Source organism: Citrobacter sp. RHB36-C18 (assembly GCF_013814485.1).
Taxonomy (GTDB): domain Bacteria; phylum Pseudomonadota; class Gammaproteobacteria; order Enterobacterales; family Enterobacteriaceae; genus Citrobacter; species Citrobacter braakii.
Map to the genome: position 1 here is coordinate 300405 of NZ_CP057125.1, position 19346 is coordinate 319750.

Here is a 19346-nt window from a genome sequence, read left to right on the forward strand (position 1 = left end):
GTCATGGTAAGTTTAGAGAAGAACGATCGTGTAATGTTGGCGCGCCAGCTGCCATTAAAATCTGTTGCCCTGATCCTGGCCGGTGGCCGCGGTACTCGCCTGAAAGATTTAACCAATAAGCGTGCCAAGCCTGCCGTGCACTTTGGCGGTAAGTTCCGCATTATCGATTTTGCCTTATCCAACTGTCTTAATTCCGGGATCCGCCGTATCGGCGTGATCACTCAGTACCAGTCACACACGCTGGTGCAGCATATTCAGCGCGGCTGGTCGTTCTTTAGTGAAGAGATGAACGAGTTCGTCGATCTGCTGCCTGCCCAGCAGAGGATGCAGGGTGAAAACTGGTATCGCGGTACGGCGGATGCGGTGACCCAAAACCTGGACATCATTCGACGCTATAAAGCGGAATATGTGGTGATCCTCGCGGGCGATCATATTTATAAGCAGGACTACTCACGCATGCTGATCGACCACGTTGAGAAAGGCGCGCGTTGCACAGTGGCCTGTATGCCAGTGCCTATTGAAGAGGCCAGCGCGTTTGGCGTAATGGACGTGGACGACACCGATAAAATTATCGAGTTCGTTGAAAAACCTGCCAACCCGCCAGCGATGCCTAATGATCCGACCAAATCGCTTGCCAGTATGGGGATCTACATCTTCGACGCCGATTATCTGTATGAACTGCTGGCGGAAGATGACCTCGATGAAAAATCCAGTCACGATTTTGGCAAAGACATCATCCCGAAAATCACCGAAGCTGGCATGGCATATGCACATCCATTCCCATTGTCCTGCGTACAGTCTGACCCGGAATCCGAGCCGTACTGGCGCGATGTGGGAACGCTGGAAGCCTACTGGAAAGCAAACCTCGATCTGGCTTCGGTGACGCCTGAACTGGATATGTACGACCAGGACTGGCCAATCCGTACGCATATGGAATCACTGCCGCCGGCGAAATTTGTTCAGGACCGTTCCGGTAGCCACGGAATGACGCTGAACTCGCTGGTTTCCGGCGGCTGTATTATTTCTGGTTCGGTGGTAGTGCAGTCCGTTCTGTTCCCGCGAGTGCGGGTGAATTCATTCTGTAACATTGATTCGGCAGTGTTGTTACCTGAAGTGTGGGTGGGACGTTCGTGCCGCTTACGTCGTTGCATTATCGACCGCGCCTGCGTTATTCCTGAAGGCATGGTGATTGGTGAAAACGCGGAAGAAGATGCTCGTCGTTTCTACCGTTCAGAGGAAGGTATTGTACTGGTCACGCGTGAAATGCTGCGCAAACTGCAGATCAAACAGGAGCGATAATGCAGGTTTTACACGTTTGTTCAGAGATGTTCCCTTTGTTAAAAACCGGGGGACTGGCGGATGTTATTGGGGCGTTACCCGCAGCGCAAATCGCGGACGGTGTGGATGCCCGCGTGCTGCTCCCGGCGTTTCCTGATATCCGTCGCGGCATTCCCGATGCGCAGGTAGTGACGCGTCGCGATACCTTCGCCGGACGTATTACGCTGTTGTTCGGGCATTTCAACGGTGTGGGCATTTACCTGATTGACGCGCCGCATCTCTATGACCGTCCCGGTAGCCCGTATCACGACACTAACCTGTTTGCATATACCGATAACGTGCTGCGTTTTGCACTGCTGGGTTGGGTCGGCAGTGAAATGGCCTGTGGCTTTGACCCATTCTGGCGCCCGGATGTGGTGCATGCGCACGACTGGCATGCCGGTCTGGCCCCGGCGTATCTGGCGGCGCGCGGCCATCCGGCGAAATCGGTGTTCACTGTGCACAACCTGGCGTATCAAGGCATGTTTTATGCAAAGCATATGGATGACATCCAATTGCCATGGTCGTTCTTTAACGTGCACGGACTGGAGTTTAACGGGCAGATTTCTTTCCTGAAGGCCGGGTTGTACTACGCCGACCACATTACGGCGGTCAGTCCGACCTACGCGCGGGAAATTACCGAGCCGCAGTTTGCCTACGGCATGGAAGGTCTGTTGCAGCAGCGTCATCGTGAAGGACGTCTTTCCGGTGTGCTGAACGGCGTTGATGAAAAAATCTGGAGCCCGGAAACCGATCTGCTGCTGGCGTCGCGGTATACGCGTGAAACGCTGGAAGAGAAGGCGGAGAACAAACGCCAGCTACAGATCGCGATGGGACTTAAGGTTAACGACAAAGTGCCGTTATTTGCCGTAGTCAGCCGCCTGACCAGTCAGAAAGGGCTGGATCTGGTGCTGGAAGCGCTACCGGGGTTGTTAGAGCAGGGTGGACAACTGGCATTGCTCGGCGCGGGCGATCCGGTTTTACAGGAAGGTTTCCTCGCCGCGGCGGCGGAACATCCAGGACAGGTGGGCGTACAGATTGGCTATCACGAAGCCTTCTCGCACCGCATCATGGGTGGGGCCGACGTTATATTGGTTCCCAGCCGTTTTGAGCCGTGTGGCTTAACGCAGTTGTATGGACTGAAGTACGGCACGCTGCCGCTGGTGCGGCGCACCGGTGGGCTGGCTGATACGGTCTCTGACAGTTCGCTGGAAAACCTGGCGGATGGTATCGCCAGTGGGTTTGTATTTGAAGATAGTAATGCCTGGTCGCTGCTACGCGCGATCCGGCGTGCTTTCGTATTGTGGTCCCGGCCTTCGCTGTGGCGGTTTGTACAACGTCAGGCCATGACCATGGATTTTAGCTGGCAAGTCGCGGCGAAGTCATACCGTGAGCTTTACTATCGTTTGAAATAGATATCCAGGAATCACCTATATGAATGCTCCATTTACTTATGCATCGCCCACACTCAGCGTAGAGGCACTTAAGCATTCTATCGCCTACAAGCTGATGTTCACGATTGGTAAAGACCCGGTCATTGCCAATAAACATGAGTGGCTGAACGCCACGTTGTTCGCGGTGCGCGATCGTCTCGTGGAGCGCTGGCTGCGTTCTAACCGTGCGCAATTATCCCAGGAAACTCGACAGGTTTATTATCTGTCAATGGAGTTTCTGATTGGCCGCACACTTTCCAATGCACTGTTATCGTTGGGTATTTATGACGATGTCAAAAATGCGCTGGAAGGTATGGGGTTGGATCTTGAAGATCTGATCGATGAAGAAAACGACCCTGGTCTTGGCAACGGTGGCCTCGGGCGCCTGGCGGCCTGCTTCCTGGACTCACTGGCAACGTTGGGTCTGCCGGGACGCGGCTACGGTATTCGTTATGACTACGGCATGTTCAAACAGAACATTGTTGATGGCCGACAGAAAGAGTCACCGGACTACTGGCTGGAATACGGTAACCCGTGGGAATTCAAACGCCACAATACGCGCTACAAAGTGCGCTTTGGCGGGCGTATTCAGCAGGAAGGCAAGAAAACGCGCTGGATAGAAACTGAAGAGATCCTCGCGGTAGCCTACGACCAAATTATTCCCGGTTATGACACAGACGCCACCAATACGCTGCGCTTGTGGAATGCCCAGGCCAGTAGCGAAATCAACCTCGGTAAATTTAACCAGGGCGACTACTTTGCGGCGGTGGAAGATAAAAACCACTCCGAGAACGTCTCCCGCGTGCTGTATCCGGATGACTCCACCTATTCAGGACGCGAGCTGCGTTTGCGCCAGGAGTATTTTCTGGTCTCCTCCACGGTGCAGGACATCCTGAACCGTCATTATCAACTGCACAAAACCTACGACAACCTGGCAGATAAGATCGCCATTCACCTCAACGACACCCATCCGGTACTGTCGATTCCTGAGCTGATGCGTCTGCTGATCGATGAGCACAAATTCAGTTGGGATAATGCGTTTGAGGTCTGCTGCCAGGTCTTCTCGTATACCAACCACACCTTGATGAGCGAAGCGCTGGAGACCTGGCCTGTCGATATGCTGGGCAAAATTCTGCCGCGCCATCTGCAAATCATCTTTGAGATTAACGACTACTTCCTGAAGACGTTGCAGGAACAGTATCCGAACGATACCAGTCTGCTGGGACGGACGTCGATTATCGATGAATCCAATGGCCGCCGGGTGCGTATGGCATGGCTCGCAGTGGTGGTGAGCCACAAGGTTAACGGCGTTTCTGAGCTGCACTCCAACCTGATGGTGCAGTCGCTGTTTGCTGACTTTGCGAAGATTTTCCCGACTCGCTTCTGTAACGTCACCAACGGCGTGACGCCACGCCGCTGGCTGGCGCTGGCTAACCCATCGCTCTCTGAGGTACTGGATGAGAACATTGGCCGCACCTGGCGAACCGATCTCAGCCAGCTAAGCGAGCTTGAACAGCACTGCGATTACCCGCTGGTAAATCAGGCGGTGCGCCGTGCGAAACTGGAGAATAAAAAACGTCTGGCAACGCTCATTGCCCAGCAGCTTAACGTGGTGGTGAACCCGAAATCGCTGTTTGATGTGCAGATCAAGCGTATTCACGAATACAAACGCCAGTTGATGAACGTGCTGCATGTGATCACCCGCTACAACCGCATTAAGGCCGATCCTGACGCCGAGTGGGTGCCGCGCGTGAATATCTTCGCCGGTAAAGCGGCTTCGGCCTATTACATGGCGAAGCACATCATTCACCTGATCAACGACGTCGCGAAAGTGATCAACAACGATCCGCAAATTGGTGACAAGCTGAAAGTGGTGTTTATTCCTAACTACAGCGTCAGCCTGGCGCAGGTGATTATTCCTGCTGCCGACCTGTCTGAGCAGATTTCGCTGGCCGGGACCGAAGCCTCTGGTACCAGTAATATGAAGTTTGCCCTCAACGGCGCGCTGACTATTGGGACGCTGGACGGTGCCAACGTCGAGATGCTGGAGCATGTGGGCGCAGAAAATATCTTTATCTTTGGTAATACGGCGGAAGAGGTCGAAGCCTTACGCAGCCAGGGCTACAAGCCGCGTGAGTATTACGAGAAAGACGAAGAGCTGCACCAGGTGCTGACGCAGATTGGCAGCGGTGTATTCAGCCCTGAGGAGCCGGGGCGCTATCGTGACCTGGTTGACTCGCTGATCAACTTTGGCGACCACTATCAGGTTCTGGCGGATTATCGCAGCTACGTTGACTGCCAGGATAAGGTTGACGAACTGTATCGCCACCCGGAAGAGTGGACCACCAAGTCGATGATTAATATCGCCAACATGGGCTACTTCTCGTCGGACAGGACGATCAAAGAGTACGCCGAAAACATCTGGCATATCGACTCGGTGCGGTTGTAACAAGGGCAGGACGATCTGTCGGCCGGGTAAGGCGTTAGCCGCCATCCGGCAAAAGGCCCGGTAGCGCTGACGCTTACCGGGCCTACAGTTTTATATCGAGTGTCTTAAGACGCCAGCGACAGCTGCTGTTTCTCAATGTACTCCGCCAGCCACTGGGTCATGCGCGACTGCTGTTCAGCGTTCAGCCACATACCTTCTTTCGTGCGACGCCACAGCGCATCTTCCGCACGGCGCACCCATTCGTGATCGACCAGATATTTCAGCTCGGCCTCATAGAACTCATGGCCGAAGTCTTCACCTAACTCGGCAAGCGAGGTGGCTTCCCCGATAATCCATTCGGTGTTACTGCCGTAGGTGCGCGAATAATGGCGTGCCAGCGACTCGGTCAGGAACGGGTAGCGACGGCGCAGTTTGGCCGCGTAATCTTCACGATCGCCGCCGATGTCACCGCCTGGCAGAATGCACTCTTTTGTCCACGCCGGACCGATTCCCTGATAGTACGACGCCAGTTTTTCCATCGCGTGTTCGGCCAGCTTACGGTAGGTCGTCAGCTTACCGCCAAAGACCGACAGCAGCGGCGCTTTGCCGTTTTCGTCGTGGATATCCAACGTGTAATCACGGGTGATAGCCTGCGGCGAGTCGGACTCGTCATCGCACAGCGGACGTACGCCCGAGTAGGTCCAGACGATATCGTCACGGCCCAGCTGTTTCTTAAAGTGCGCGTTGTAGACCTTCAGCAGGTAATTGATTTCACTCTCATCAATTTTTACCGCTTTCGGGTCGCCTTTGTATTCGACGTCAGTCGTCCCGATGATCGAGAATTCGTCCATCCATGGGATGACAAACACAATACGTTTATCTTCGTTTTGCAGAATATAAGCTTGCTTCTGGGTATGGACGCGCGGCACCACGATGTGGCTGCCTTTAATCAGACGAATACCGTACGGCGATGGCAGATGCATGCCGTCGTCGAAGAACTCTTTCACCCATGGGCCGGTGGCATTGACCAGACCACGCGCCTGCCAGGTGTGCTTTTTACCGGTATCGATATCTTCAGCTTCAACAATCCACAAACCGTTTTCACGGCGAGCGGAGGTAGCGCGAGTGCGGGTTAACACCTCTCCGCCTTTGCGTACGACCATTTGGGCGTTTGCCAAAACCAGTCGCGCATCGTCTACCCAGCAGTCAGAATATTCGAAACCGCGCACAATCTCAGGTTTCATTACGGAATCTGCGCCAAAACGCAAACCGGTCGAACTCGGCAAACTGGTGCGTTTGCCCAGATGATCGTACATAAACAGACCAATGCGGATCATCCACGCTGGACGCAGGTGCGGGCGATGGGGCAGACGAAAGCGCATCGGGAAGGCGATATGCGGTGCCATTTTCAACAACACCTCACGTTCGGCCAGCGCTTCGCTCACCAGGCGAAATTCGTAGTGTTCCAGGTAGCGCAGGCCACCGTGGATGAGTTTGGAGCTAGCGGAAGAGGTGGCGCAGGCTAAATCCTGCGCTTCCAGCATCAGCACGGATAAACCGCGTCCAGCGGCATCTGCCGCGATACCGGCACCGTTGATGCCTCCACCTATCACAATCAGATCTTTGGTTTCCATGCTGGCCTCTCGCACTTTCGTTATAGCTCATTAATGTTCGTTATCGAGCATAATAGCAAAGAATCGGGCCATTGGTAACATCGGATAAACAATTTACAGTGATACATATAACATTATGGCGTTTAACTGCCGTCGGGACGTACACTAAGAAGTAACATGTCTGAAAAGCGTCACCTGCAATATAAAGAAGAGAGAGCAATGGATCAGTTTGAATGTATTAATGTCGAAGAAGCGCATCAGAAGCTGCACCAGGGGGCCGCGGTGTTAGTGGATATCCGCGACCCGCAAAGCTATGCGATGGGTCACGCCCCGCAGGCGTTTCATCTGACGAACGACACGCTGGGGTCATTTATGCGCGAGCATGATTTCGACACCGCCGTGTTAGTAATGTGTTATCACGGCAACAGCAGTAAAGGCGCGGCGCAATATCTTCTTCAGCAGGGCTATGACGCGGTTTACAGTGTTGACGGCGGCTTCGACGCCTGGCATCGACATTTTCCGGCAGAAGTGGCATACGGTTCGTAAGACTATACCCAAATTAATTCGAGTTGCATCGCGACGGCGACGCAGCAAATCTCCGGGCGCGTACGAACAGTATGTGACCGGAGTGAGTGAGGAAAGCCAACAAAGATGCAGCTCGAAGTAAGAAGGGTATATATACTGTCCTCTTTTGTGTGGAATAAGCGACAGCAACCATGTTGATGATTACCTCTTTTGCTAACCCCCGCGTGGCGCAGGCATTTGTTGATTATATGGCGACACAGGGCGTTATCCTGACGATTCAACAACATCAGCAAACGGATGTCTGGCTGGCGGATGAGTCCCAGGCTGAGCGCGTGCATGCTGAGCTGGCGCGATTTCTGGAGAATCCAGGCGATCCGCGTTACCTCGCAGCAAGCTGGCAGTCGGGTCATACCGACAGCGGTCTGCGCTACCAGCGTTATCCGTTCCTGGCCACATTGCGCGAACGCGCAGGCCCGGTAACCTGGGTGGTGATGGCCGCGTGTGTGCTGGTCTTTATCGCGATGAACACGCTGGGCGACCAGACCGTGATGCTCTGGCTGGCATGGCCGTTTGACCCTTCGCTGAAATTTGAATTCTGGCGTTATTTCACCCACGCTTTTATGCACTTCTCGCTGATGCATATTCTGTTCAACCTGCTGTGGTGGTGGTATCTCGGCGGTGCGGTTGAAAAGCGTCTGGGCAGCGGAAAACTGATTGTAATTACCGTGATCAGCGCCCTGCTAAGCGGCTACGTTCAGCAGAAATTTAGCGGCCCGTGGTTTGGTGGGCTGTCTGGCGTGGTATATGCGCTGATGGGTTATGTGTGGTTGCGCGGCGAGCGCGATCCACAAAGTGGTATTTTCCTGCAGCGTGGTTTGATTATCTTTGCTTTGATCTGGATTGTTGCCGGCTGGTTTGATGTGTTCGGCATGTCGATGGCGAACGGCGCACATATCGCCGGGCTGGCCGTGGGTCTGGCAATGGCGTTTGCCGATACTATGAATGTACGAAAACGAACGTAATTTCAGGGAACAATAATGAAGCAAACACAACGACATGACGCGATCATCGAGCTGGTAAAGAAACAGGGATACGTCAGTACTGAGGAGCTGGTGGAGCATTTCTCCGTCAGCCCGCAGACGATTCGCCGCGATCTTAACGATCTGGCCGATCAGAACATGATTTTGCGCCATCACGGTGGCGCGGCGCTGCCCTCCAGCTCGGTCAACACCCCGTGGCATGACCGTAAAGCGACACAGACGGCGGAAAAAGAGCGCATTGCCCGCAAAGTTGCCACGCAGATCCCGAACGGTTCTACGTTGTTCATTGATATCGGCACTACGCCGGAAGCGGTGGCTCACGCGCTGCTCAATCACAGCAATTTACGCATTGTGACCAACAACCTCAATGTGGCGAATACGCTGATGGCGAAAGAGGATTTCCGCATCATACTCGCCGGTGGCGAACTGCGTAGCCGCGACGGCGGTATTATGGGCGAAGCGACCCTCGACTTTATTTCTCAGTTCCGCCTGGACTTCGGCATCTTAGGGATTAGCGGTATCGATAGCGATGGCTCCCTGCTGGAGTTTGATTATCACGAAGTTCGCACCAAGCGCGCGATTATTGAGAATTCACGGCATGTGATGCTGGTGGTGGATCACTCGAAGTTTGGGCGTAACGCGATGGTGAATATGGGCAGTATCAGCATGGTGGATGCGGTGTATACCGACACGCTGCCGCCAGCTGGCGTGATGCAGGTTATTGCGGACCATCATATTCAGTTAGAGCTGTGCTAAGTTAATTCCAAGCCTGATAAGCGTAGCGTATCAGGCATTAACTAAACCCCATACCCCATCATTTTCAGCAGTTTCTGCGCATGTTGCACCGCATCCTGGCGGTGTGCGACGCCGAGCTTTTGATACAAATTGCGGATGTGCGTCTTGATGGTCGTTGCCGCGACGGCCAATTCTCCGGCGATCTGCTCGTTGCTGTAGCCCGAATAAATCAGTCCCAGAACCTGCCATTCGCGCTGGGTCAGCGGGCTGGTCCGGATAAGCTCCGGTACTTCCGGGTGAGTAAGCAGACGCTCAACGAATCCTTCATCGAAGTGGGCGAATTTATGGCGGTGATGCTGGTTAATCTCACGCAAAATACGCTGGGCGCGGTGCTGATCGAGTTCCGGTAAGGTATTGAGCTGAATCAGCTGACGCAGTTGCTGCGCCATGGCCTCACCTTCAATGACAAAGTGACTGATAAATCCGGTGCGGTTCGCCAGCTGCAGCGCGTCGAGTAACACGCGCTGTGCGTCATTTTTGCGTCCTGCCTGCCAGTAGAGCTGATTAAGCAGCAGCAGGTTACGGTTCAGATCGCTCATCAGGCGCAGATTGCGCGCATTTTCATTCAACTCTTCCAGCACAATCTCAGCCGGTTCAAACTCGCCCAGCAGGATCTGCGCGCGGGCGATGTTGCGCCACTGGCTTTGCAGGAAGTGGTTATTGGCGAATTCCGGTTTCGGCGTGTGGCGCAGCCAGTTGGCGGCCGAATTTTTGTCGCCCACCATTTGCCAGTAAATCACCCGTACCTTATCGGCGTTCGAGATCCAGTCACTGTGATAGTGACCGTTACCCAGCAGGTTTTCCAGGCGGTTAAGCAGGCTACGCGCATTATCCAGATCCCCCCGGGCCAGCGAACATTGAATCAGCAGCGCCAGGCACTGTAGCTGCTGCTGCGGCTGGAATGTGGAAAGCAGTTCAATACCCGCGCGGGCAGACGCTTCCGATTCGTCCAGGCGCGCCCATGCCCACAGCAGCTGCGCGCGAATACGCACCAGGAACTCGTGCATCGGCAACTGTTCCAGATGTTGCTCTTTGATCAGCTGAAACGCTTTTTCCTGAGTCTCCCAGGCGGCCTGTAAAAAGCCCTGGGCAAACAAAATTTCGCTTTGCTGGATTAAACTCCACAGCGCGTAATGCCAGACGTCATGATGGCGTGCCATTTGCTCGGTTTGCTGCATTAACGCCAGAGAACGCGTGAGATCGCCCTTACAGTGCAGGACTTCACCGTGTACCGAGGTGGCGACGATACGGCTATAGAACCAGGCGATGGGTAACTCATCCAGCGCCAGCTTTGCCAGGCGCTCGGCTTCGTCAGGATTGCCGTCGTTAATCGCGACCTGCGCACGCAGGGCGTTAAATTCGGCGTGCAGCGTCGGTTCCATGTCGCCTTTCATTTCCTGCTCAGCGCGTGCCAGCAGGGTATTAACCTCGCCGTAGCGGTGCTGGCTTTGCATCAGCCAGGCTTGCAGCAGAACCAGACGCGGATTTTCCAGCAGACTTTCCCACGGCAGGGCTTTCAGCGACTCTTCCAGTAATGTCAGTTCGCTGTGGTTAAACAGTCCCCACGCATGGTTAAGCAGGATATCGCGTAGCATATGCGCGTCGCCTGCCGCCAGCGCGTGGTGGATAGCTTCGCTGGGGAAGCCTTGCGCCATCCAGCTTTCAGCGGCGGCGCGGTGTATTTCGGGCAGTTCGCTTGCCAGTTCCCACTGACAGCGCTGGCGTAAAAAGCTGCCAAACAGCGGGTGGTAGCTGAACCACTCACCGACGTCATCCATCCGCTGCAAGAATAATCCCTGGCGCTCAATCTCCTCCAGCCGCATCTGGCCGTTTTCTTCCCCAGTGACCCGGACGATCAGTGCGTCGTTCATTGAGCGCAGAATGGCGCTTTTCAGCAGGAAATGACGGGTGCCGAGGTCGACGCTGTCCAGCACTTCATCAACCAGATAATCGGACAGATGGCTGGCGTTGATCCCGGCGAGGCGGCGTGCGGACTGGTGTGCAGAGTGGTTGTTCTGGCGGGCGGAGAGGGCAATCAGCTGTAACGCCGTGGCCCAGCCAGCAACGTCATCGCACATCCGGCTGCTTTCTGCCGCTTCGATAGGTGAGGACAAACGTCGATCGAAAAATTGTTTGGCTTCCTGGTGGTTAAACGCCAGCTGTTGGCTGCCTATCTCCAGCAACTGATCGCGTACTCGCAGGTTGGCAATACCCAACTGCGGCAGGTTGCGCGACAGCACGACCAGCGTGAGGTTCTCAGGCTGATGACGCAGGAAGAAACGCATCGCTTCGTGAATTGCCGGATTGGAGATGAGATGATAATCATCCACTACCAGGTAGAGCGGGCGGTGCCACTCGGCCAGTTCAATAAATAGCTGCGCAAACAGTGACGTCAGGCTAGCGTATTGGCGCTTTTGCACCATCGCTTCGCTGGTGGTGCAGTGTCCACCGGTTGCCTGCTGGATAGCGGCGATCAGATAGCTGGCAAAGCGCTCTTGTTGATTATCGCCTTCATCCAGAGAGTACCAGCCTAAGTCGTTCTTCCCCGCTGCCCATTGTGAAACCAACGTTGTTTTTCCATAACCAGCAGGACTTGTTATCAGGGCAAGCCTGAAATTGTTCGCGCCGGAAAGTTTAGCCAACAGGCGCTCACGAACCACCGTATGGTCGAGTCGAACCGGACGACTTAATTTAGACGGAATCAACATAAGTTAGTCACTTCACTGTGTGAAAATGGGGAAAAATGATTTTTTTTGCGCTTCGTAATTAATAGATATAAGGTCGGCCAGATTAGTGTTTTATGCAAGCTAAGCGGACTTTTTGTGTGTCTGATTTTGCACTATGTCACAAATCTAAACATCTATTACATTAATTGCTTTAAAGAGTCACAACAGGCGTGGCGACTGGATCCGTCGGTATTTTGGCTGAGCCGAAAAATACCTCCCATTTTATAAGGTTACTCAGTTGCTTAATGTAAAGAGCCGAATTTTGTGGCCGACTTAAAAGTTTTATGTGAATTATCTTATCCACCTTGGATATTTCAGGTTAGAAACTATTTCTCTGTTTACAGATTGTTTCCCATCGTCACCCCTCTATTTGATATTGTCGATTTATCTCTTGTTATTAATGCGTCGTCCGTTGGGCATTACAGGGGCGTTATGCCGGACTTACGCGAATTTACGGGCGATAACACCCTCTTTAAGTGGCAGCGATCACACTTTTATGCTCATCCCCGCTCCTCCTCCCTGCCTAATCCGTGCCAGGATGAGGAAGGTCAACAACGAGCCTGGCAAACTAGCGATAACGTTGTTTTATTACCTAAGGATCTGGAACCCCTATGTCACAGCCTACTTTCAACAAAGATCAATTTCAGGCTGCCCTGACGCGTCAGTGGCAGCGCTTCGGTTTACTGTCGGCTCAAGAAATGACGTCGCGCCAGTGGTGGCAGGCAGTGAGTGGGGCGTTGGCTGAGTTACTCAGCGCCCAGCCTGCGGCGAAGCCGGCAAAAAATCAGCGCCATGTTAACTACATCTCGATGGAGTTTTTGATTGGCCGTCTGACCGGCAACAACTTACTCAATCTCGGCTGGTATCAGGCCGTGAGCGATGAGCTGAAAGCGCATGACGTTAACCTGACCGACCTGCTGGAAGAAGAGATCGACCCGGCGCTGGGTAACGGTGGATTGGGACGCCTGGCGGCCTGCTTTCTTGATTCGATGGCGACAGTCGGTCAATCGGCGACGGGCTATGGTCTCAACTACCAGTACGGCCTGTTCCGTCAGTCATTTGCCGATGGGCAGCAGATGGAAGCCCCGGATGACTGGCATCGCGGCAGCTATCCGTGGTTCCGTCACAACGAAGCACTGGATGTGCAAGTAGGGATTGGCGGCAAGGTCACCAAAGAAGGGCACTGGGAGCCGGGGTTTGTTATCACCGGCCAGGCCTGGGATCTACCGGTTCTCGGCTACCGTAACGGCGTGGCGCAACCGCTACGTCTGTGGCAGGCCAGCCACGCACATCCGTTTAACCTGACCAAATTTAATGACGGCGATTTCCTGCGCGCAGAGCAGCAGGGCATCGACGCTGAAAAACTGACCAAAGTGCTGTACCCGAACGACAACCACACCGCGGGTAAAAAGCTGCGCCTGATGCAGCAATACTTCCAGTGCGCTTGCTCCGTAGCTGACATTCTGCGCCGCCATCATCTGGCAGGGCGTAAACTGCATGAGCTGGCTGATTTTGAGGTGATTCAGCTCAACGATACTCACCCGACCATCGCCATCCCTGAGCTACTGCGTGTGCTGATTGATGAGCACCAGATGAGCTGGGACGATGCGTGGGCTATTACCAGTAAGACCTTTGCTTATACCAACCACACTTTGATGCCAGAGGCGCTGGAGTGCTGGGACGAGAAGCTGGTGAAAGCACTACTGCCGCGCCATATGCAAATCATCAAAGAGATTAACGACCGCTTTAAGAAGCTGGTCGATAAAACCTGGCCGGGTGACGCTGAAGTTTGGGCGAAGCTGGCGGTGGTGCACAACAAACAGGTGCGTATGGCCAACATGTGCGTGGTCAGCGGCTTTGCGGTTAACGGCGTGGCGGCGCTGCACTCCGATTTGGTGGTGAAGGATCTGTTCCCGGAATATCATCAGCTCTGGCCGAACAAATTCCATAACGTCACTAACGGGATTACTCCGCGTCGCTGGATTAAGCAGTGCAACCCGGCACTTGCCGCGCTGCTGGATAAATCGCTGAAAAAAGAGTGGGCCAACGACCTCGATCAGTTGATTAACCTGGAAAAATACGCCGACGACGCGAAGTTTCGTCAGCAGTATCGTGACATCAAGCTGGCGAACAAAGCGCGTCTGGTGAAGTTTATTAAAGCGCGTACCGGTATTGAGATAACGACTAACGCTCTCTTTGATATTCAGATTAAACGCCTGCATGAGTACAAGCGTCAGCACCTCAACTTGCTGCATATTCTGGCGTTATACAAAGAAATCCGTGAGAACCCGCAGGCCGATCGCGTGCCGCGCGTATTCCTGTTTGGCGCGAAAGCCGCTCCGGGTTACTACCTGGCGAAAAATATCATCTTTGCCATTAACAAGGTTGCAGAAACCATCAATAACGACCCGCAAGTGGGCGACAAGCTGAAGGTCGTATTCCTGCCGGATTATTGTGTCTCGGCGGCGGAAATGTTGATCCCAGCGGCGGATATCTCTGAGCAAATCTCCACCGCAGGGAAAGAGGCTTCCGGCACCGGTAACATGAAGCTGGCGCTGAACGGTGCGTTAACCGTCGGTACGCTGGATGGCGCAAACGTCGAAATCGCCGAGAAGGTCGGTGACGAGAATATCTTTATCTTTGGTCATACCGTGGAAGAGGTGAAGGCGCTCAAGGCCAAAGGGTACGACCCGGTGAAATGGCGTAAGAAAGATAAAGTGCTGGATGCTGTTCTGAAAGAGCTGGAAAGCGGGAAGTATAGCGACGGCGATAAACATGCCTTCGACCAGATGCTGCACAGTATCGGCAAGCAGGGCGGTGACCCGTATCTGGTAATGGCGGACTTCGCGGCCTATGTTGAAGCCCAGAAGCACGTTGACGTGTTGTATCGTGACCAGGAAGCCTGGACCCGGGCGGCGATTCTGAATACCGCGCGTTGCGGCATGTTCAGTTCGGATCGCTCCATCCGCGATTATCAGACTCGTATCTGGCAGGCGAAACGTTAAGGAATCGCGATGGAAAGCAAACGTCTGGATAATGCCGCGTTGGCGGCGGGGATCAGCCCCAATTACATTAATGCCCACGGTAAACCGCAGTCTATTGGCGTCGAAACCAAGCGGCGTTTGCTTGACGCTATGCATCGCTCCACCGCCACCGCTCAGGTGGCGGTGACCCCGGTGCCGAATGTCATGGTTTATACCGCTGGTAAGAAAATGCCGCTGGCAGTTGAGGGACGCGGAGAGTTTAACTGGCTGCTGACCACCGAAGAGGGCGTGCAGCACAAAGGGCATGCCGTCGGCGGTAAATCGTTCAACCTTCCGGCGAAGCTGCCGGAAGGGTATCACACGCTTACCCTCACCCAGGGGGAGTTGCGTACCCATTGCCGCATCATCGTCGCGCCGAAACGCTGCTATGAGCCGCAGGCTCTGTTAGCCGGGCAGAAGCTGTGGGGCGCATGCGTTCAGCTCTATACCCTGCGTTCAGAAAAAAACTGGGGGATTGGCGACTTTGGCGATCTCCGTGCCATGCTGGTGGAGGTGGCGCAACGCGGCGGCGCGTTTATCGGCCTGAATCCGATTCACGCGCTGTATCCGGCGAACCCGGAGAGTGCCAGTCCGTACAGCCCGTCGTCACGCCGCTGGTTGAACGTTATTTATATTGATGTGAACGCAGTAGACGATTTTCGCCTGAGTAAAGAGGCGCAAGCCTGGTGGCAGAAACCCGCGACTCAGCAAGCTCTGCAACGCGCGCGTGATGCCGAGTGGGTTGATTATTCTGCCGTTACCGCATTGAAGATGACAGCGCTGCGTATGGCGTGGAAAAGCTTCTCTGCACGTGACGATGAGCAGATGGCGGCATTTCGTCAGTTTGTGATTCAGGAAGGGGATAGCCTGTACTGGCAGGCGGCCTTTGATGCGCTGCATGCGCATCAGGTGAAAGAGGACGCACTGCGCTGGGGCTGGCCGGTGTGGCCGCAAGCTTTCCAGTCGGTGGATTCGCCAGAGGTAAAACGCTTTTGCGAAGAGCATCGTGATGAAGTGGATTTCTACCTGTGGTTGCAGTGGCTGGCGTATACCCAGTTTGCTGATTGCTGGAAAACCAGCCAGGGCTTTGCGATGCCGATTGGATTATATCGCGATCTGGCTGTCGGCGTGGCCGAAGGCGGGGCGGAAACCTGGTGCGACCGCGAGTTGTATTGCCTGAAAGCCTCGGTTGGCGCACCGCCGGATATTCTCGGTCCGCTCGGGCAAAACTGGGGATTGCCGCCGATGGATCCGCATATCATCACGGCACGCGCTTACGAACCGTTTATCGAACTGCTGCGTGCCAATATGCAGAACTGCGGTGCGTTGCGTATCGACCATGTTATGTCGATGCTGCGTCTGTGGTGGATCCCTTACGGTGAAACTGCCGATCACGGCGCCTACGTGCATTATCCGGTCGACGATCTGCTTTCAATTCTGGCGCTGGAAAGTAAACGTCATCACTGCATGGTAATTGGTGAAGATCTGGGGACTGTGCCGGTAGAGATCGTCAGCAAGCTGCGTGACAGCGGCGTGTACTCCTACAAAGTGCTTTATTTTGAGAATGACCATGAGAAAAACTTTCGCGCGCCGAAAGCGTACCCGGAACAATCAATGGCAGTCGCGGCGACGCATGACCTTCCTACGCTTAAAGGTTATTGGGATAGCGGCGATCTGACGCTGGGTAAGGCACTGGGTCTGTATCCGGATGAAGTCGTGCTGCGTGGGCTGTATCAGGACAGAGAACTGGCGAAACAGGGGCTGCTGGACGCACTGCACAAATACGGGTGCCTGCCAAAACGTGCTGGTCACAAGGCGTCGCTGATGTCGATGACACCGATTCTTAATCGCGGCATGCAACGCTACATCGCTGACAGCAACAGTGCGCTGTTGGGCCTGCAACCGGAAGACTGGCTGGATATGGCTGAGCCGGTCAATATTCCGGGGACCAGCAACCAGTACAAAAACTGGCGGCGTAAGCTCACCGCCACGCTGGAGCAGATGTTTGCCGATGACGGTGTGAACAAGCTGATTAAGGATTTGGATAAGCGCCGAAAAGCGGCCGCGAAGAAGAAGTAATAAAGCCGGGGATTTCCCCGGCTTTATTAGGGTGATAGCAGGTAGGCCGGGTAAGCGAAGCGCCACCCGGCACAGTTTTATCAGACCACCATACCCAGCAGTAGACACCCTACCAGACCGCAGACGGAGATAATGGTTTCCAGCATTGACCATGACTTGATGGTTTCACCGATGGTCAAGTTGAAGTACTCCTTGAACAGCCAGAAGCCCGGATCGTTCACGTGGGAGAAAATGACGGAACCGGAACCAACCGCAATAACCATTAGCTCAGGGCTTACGCCGGTCGTTGCAATCAGCGGTGCCACAATCCCACCAGCGGTGATTGCCGCTACGGTTGCGGAGCCCAGTGCGATACGCAGTACCGCAGCGATAGACCATGCCATCAGCAGCGGAGAAACGTTTGAACCGTGCATCATTGACGCGATGTACTTGTCCACGCCGCTATCCACCAGGACCTGTTTGAAGGCACCGCCACCACCGATGATCAACAGCATCATCGCGATGATTTTGATGGAGGACACCAACGTGTCGTTGATCTGATCCATCGAACGTCCGCGGTTCAGACCAAAAGTGAACATTGCAATCAGCACCGCGATAAGCGTTGCCATAACCGGGTCACCCAGGAATTCTGCCACCGTCAGGAAAGCGTGGCCTTTTGGCAGAATCATCTCCGCCACGGCGCGCATCGCCATCAGGATAACCGGTACCAGGGAGGTCCAGACGCTGACGCCAAAGCCAGGCATCTCTTCTTCAGTAAACGTTTTCGCGCTGTACAGACCTTCCGGGATTGGCTTATCGATACCTTTCAGGAAGCGAGCGTACACCGGACCAGCGAGAATAACGGTCGGGATTGCCAGAATCGTACCAAACAGCAGGGTTTTACCCATATCTGCATGGAAAATGGTGGCAATAGCGGTCGGACCTGGGTGCGGCGGCAGGAAGCCGTGAGTTACGGACAGCGCAGCAGCCATCGGCACGCCAACATACAGCAGCGGGATGTTGGCAGCAGCGGCGATGGTGAACACCAGCGGCAGCATCAGCACGAAGCCGACTTCGTAGAACAGGGCAAAACCGACGGTGAAGCCGGTTAATACCACCGCCCACTGAATATGTTTTTTGCCGAATTTAGCAATCAGGGTGGTTGCGATGCGCTGTGCGCCGCCGCAGTCCGCCAGCATTTTGCCCAGCATGGCGCCAAAACCCATAATCAGGGCGAGGCTGCCAAGGGTTCCGCCGACACCGGCTTTAATCGAACCGATGACTTTATCCAGTGGCATCCCTTGCATCAATCCGACAGCAAGCGCCACCAGGACGAGAGCGATGAAACCGTTCATTTTGAAACGGATCATCAGGAGGAGTAACAAGATTACACCGATAGCAACGATGACTAATGGCATGATTTACCTGGCCTTTACTTTGTTATGGGTAACGTCAGTGTTTAGATGACAAATTCCGATTGTCCCGACCGGGAACAGAGCATTCTCAGCACCAATGCTGGTTGCCTTCAAAACTAATCAGTTTAGCTGGCTGTTATGTGTGTGTTAGGTGCTGATGCGAATGATACGGGTAACATACGGCGCTTGAAAATCACCTGGGCAGGCAAAATTTAAATTATGAGAGGCTGGTCAAATTATGAGGGGGATTGTTGCAGGAAATATGCGGAGAAATGCAAGGTTGTAGGCCGGATAAAGCGATTACGCTGCCATCCGGCATCAATGCCCGATGGCGGCGCGGATGCGTCTTAACGGGCCTACGGAAACTCTACAGGTTGAGGCGTTAGTAGTAAGAGTGCTCGCCGCGCTGGTGTTCGGTTAAATCGCGAACGCCTTTCAGTTCAGGGAATTCAGCCAGCAGCTGTTTCTCGATACCTTCTTTCAGCGTTACATCCACCATTGAACAGCCGTTACATCCGCCGCCAAACTGCAGAATAGCGTAGCCTTCATCGGTGATTTCCATCAGAGAGACGCGACCACCGTGACCTGCCAGCTGTGGGTTGATCTGCGATTGCAGCATGTACTCCACGCGTTCCATCAGCGGCGCATCATCGGCAACTTTACGCATTTTGGCGTTTGGTGCTTTCAGGGTCAGCTGGGAGCCTAACTGGTCGGTAACGAAATCGATTTCTGCATCTTCCAGATACGGTGCGCTCAGTTCATCAACATATGCGGTCAGCAGGTCAAATTTAATGGCGGTGTCGGTTGCTTCCACGGCGTCCGGCGGACAATAAGAAACGCCGCATTCAGCGTTAGGCGTGCCGGGATTAATCACAAATACGCGGATTTGTGTCCCTTCTTCCTGATTTGCCAGCAGTTTGGCAAAGTGCGCTTGTGCAGCATCGGAAATATGGATCATAGTAATGGCCTAATA

The 19346-nt window shown here is 54.2% G+C and carries 12 protein-coding genes; 8 read left to right on the forward strand and 4 right to left on the reverse strand.

Annotated elements, in window-relative coordinates; genetic code table 11:
• Positions 1-3 precede the first annotated feature (3 nt).
• Genes glgC through glgP form a run of 3 tightly spaced genes read left to right on the forward strand, consistent with a single transcriptional unit; the run spans position 4 to position 5199 of the window.
• Positions 4-1299 carry a glucose-1-phosphate adenylyltransferase gene (glgC, locus tag HVZ52_RS01400; protein WP_016154815.1) on the forward strand — a complete coding sequence of 432 codons (1296 nt, stop codon included), beginning with the start codon at positions 4-6 and terminating at the stop codon, positions 1297-1299.
• Positions 1299-2732, forward strand: coding sequence for a glycogen synthase GlgA (glgA, locus tag HVZ52_RS01405; protein ID WP_016154814.1), 1434 nt, complete (start codon positions 1299-1301; stop codon positions 2730-2732). Before glgC ends, glgA begins: the two co-directional genes overlap by 1 nt.
• A gap of 19 nt (positions 2733-2751) precedes the next feature.
• Positions 2752-5199: a glycogen phosphorylase gene (gene glgP / locus HVZ52_RS01410; protein WP_016154813.1), complete on the forward strand. Its 2448-nt coding sequence runs from the start codon at positions 2752-2754 to the stop codon at positions 5197-5199.
• A gap of 104 nt (positions 5200-5303) precedes the next feature.
• On the opposite strand, the gene glpD is transcribed toward glgP, so the two are convergent.
• Complete coding sequence (glpD, locus tag HVZ52_RS01415) at positions 5304-6812, reverse strand: glycerol-3-phosphate dehydrogenase (RefSeq protein WP_016154812.1); 1509 nt, start codon at positions 6810-6812, stop codon at positions 5304-5306.
• A 198-nt stretch (positions 6813-7010) separates the two neighbouring features.
• Between glpD and glpE the strand changes: the two genes are divergently transcribed.
• The 3 genes from glpE to HVZ52_RS01430 all read left to right on the forward strand — a co-directional run bounded on the left by glpE (position 7011) and on the right by HVZ52_RS01430 (position 9112).
• Entirely contained in the window at positions 7011-7337 is a 327-nt protein-coding gene (glpE, locus tag HVZ52_RS01420) for a thiosulfate sulfurtransferase GlpE (RefSeq protein WP_003023495.1), read from the forward strand.
• 170 nt (positions 7338-7507) lie between these two features.
• Entirely contained in the window at positions 7508-8338 is an 831-nt protein-coding gene (gene glpG, locus HVZ52_RS01425; RefSeq protein ID WP_016154811.1) for a rhomboid family intramembrane serine protease GlpG, read from the forward strand.
• Between the two features lie 15 nt (positions 8339-8353).
• Positions 8354-9112: a DeoR/GlpR family transcriptional regulator gene (locus HVZ52_RS01430; protein WP_003023499.1), complete on the forward strand. Its 759-nt coding sequence runs from the start codon at positions 8354-8356 to the stop codon at positions 9110-9112.
• A 41-nt stretch (positions 9113-9153) separates the two neighbouring features.
• Here the strand turns inward: HVZ52_RS01430 and malT are convergent, their stop codons facing one another.
• Positions 9154-11859 carry an HTH-type transcriptional regulator MalT gene (gene malT, locus HVZ52_RS01435; protein ID WP_016154810.1) on the reverse strand — a complete coding sequence of 902 codons (2706 nt, stop codon included), beginning with the start codon at positions 11857-11859 and terminating at the stop codon, positions 9154-9156.
• 629 nt (positions 11860-12488) lie between these two features.
• Between malT and malP the strand changes: the two genes are divergently transcribed.
• Both malP and malQ read left to right on the forward strand, forming a co-directional pair.
• Positions 12489-14882 carry a maltodextrin phosphorylase gene (malP, locus tag HVZ52_RS01440; RefSeq protein WP_181598785.1) on the forward strand — a complete coding sequence of 798 codons (2394 nt, stop codon included), beginning with the start codon at positions 12489-12491 and terminating at the stop codon, positions 14880-14882.
• Between the two features lie 9 nt (positions 14883-14891).
• On the forward strand, positions 14892-16979 hold the full coding sequence (malQ, locus tag HVZ52_RS01445) for a 4-alpha-glucanotransferase (protein WP_181598786.1): 2088 nt from the start codon (positions 14892-14894) through the stop codon (positions 16977-16979).
• A gap of 80 nt (positions 16980-17059) precedes the next feature.
• On the opposite strand, the gene gntT is transcribed toward malQ, so the two are convergent.
• Both gntT and nfuA read right to left on the reverse strand, forming a co-directional pair.
• The gene (gene gntT / locus HVZ52_RS01450) at positions 17060-18376 is read right to left on the reverse strand and encodes a gluconate transporter (protein ID WP_003023507.1); all 1317 of its coding nucleotides are present in this window, start codon (positions 18374-18376) and stop codon (positions 17060-17062) included.
• A gap of 379 nt (positions 18377-18755) precedes the next feature.
• Positions 18756-19331 carry a Fe-S biogenesis protein NfuA gene (gene nfuA / locus HVZ52_RS01455; protein WP_003023509.1) on the reverse strand — a complete coding sequence of 192 codons (576 nt, stop codon included), beginning with the start codon at positions 19329-19331 and terminating at the stop codon, positions 18756-18758.
• Positions 19332-19346: the final 15 nt, after the last annotated feature.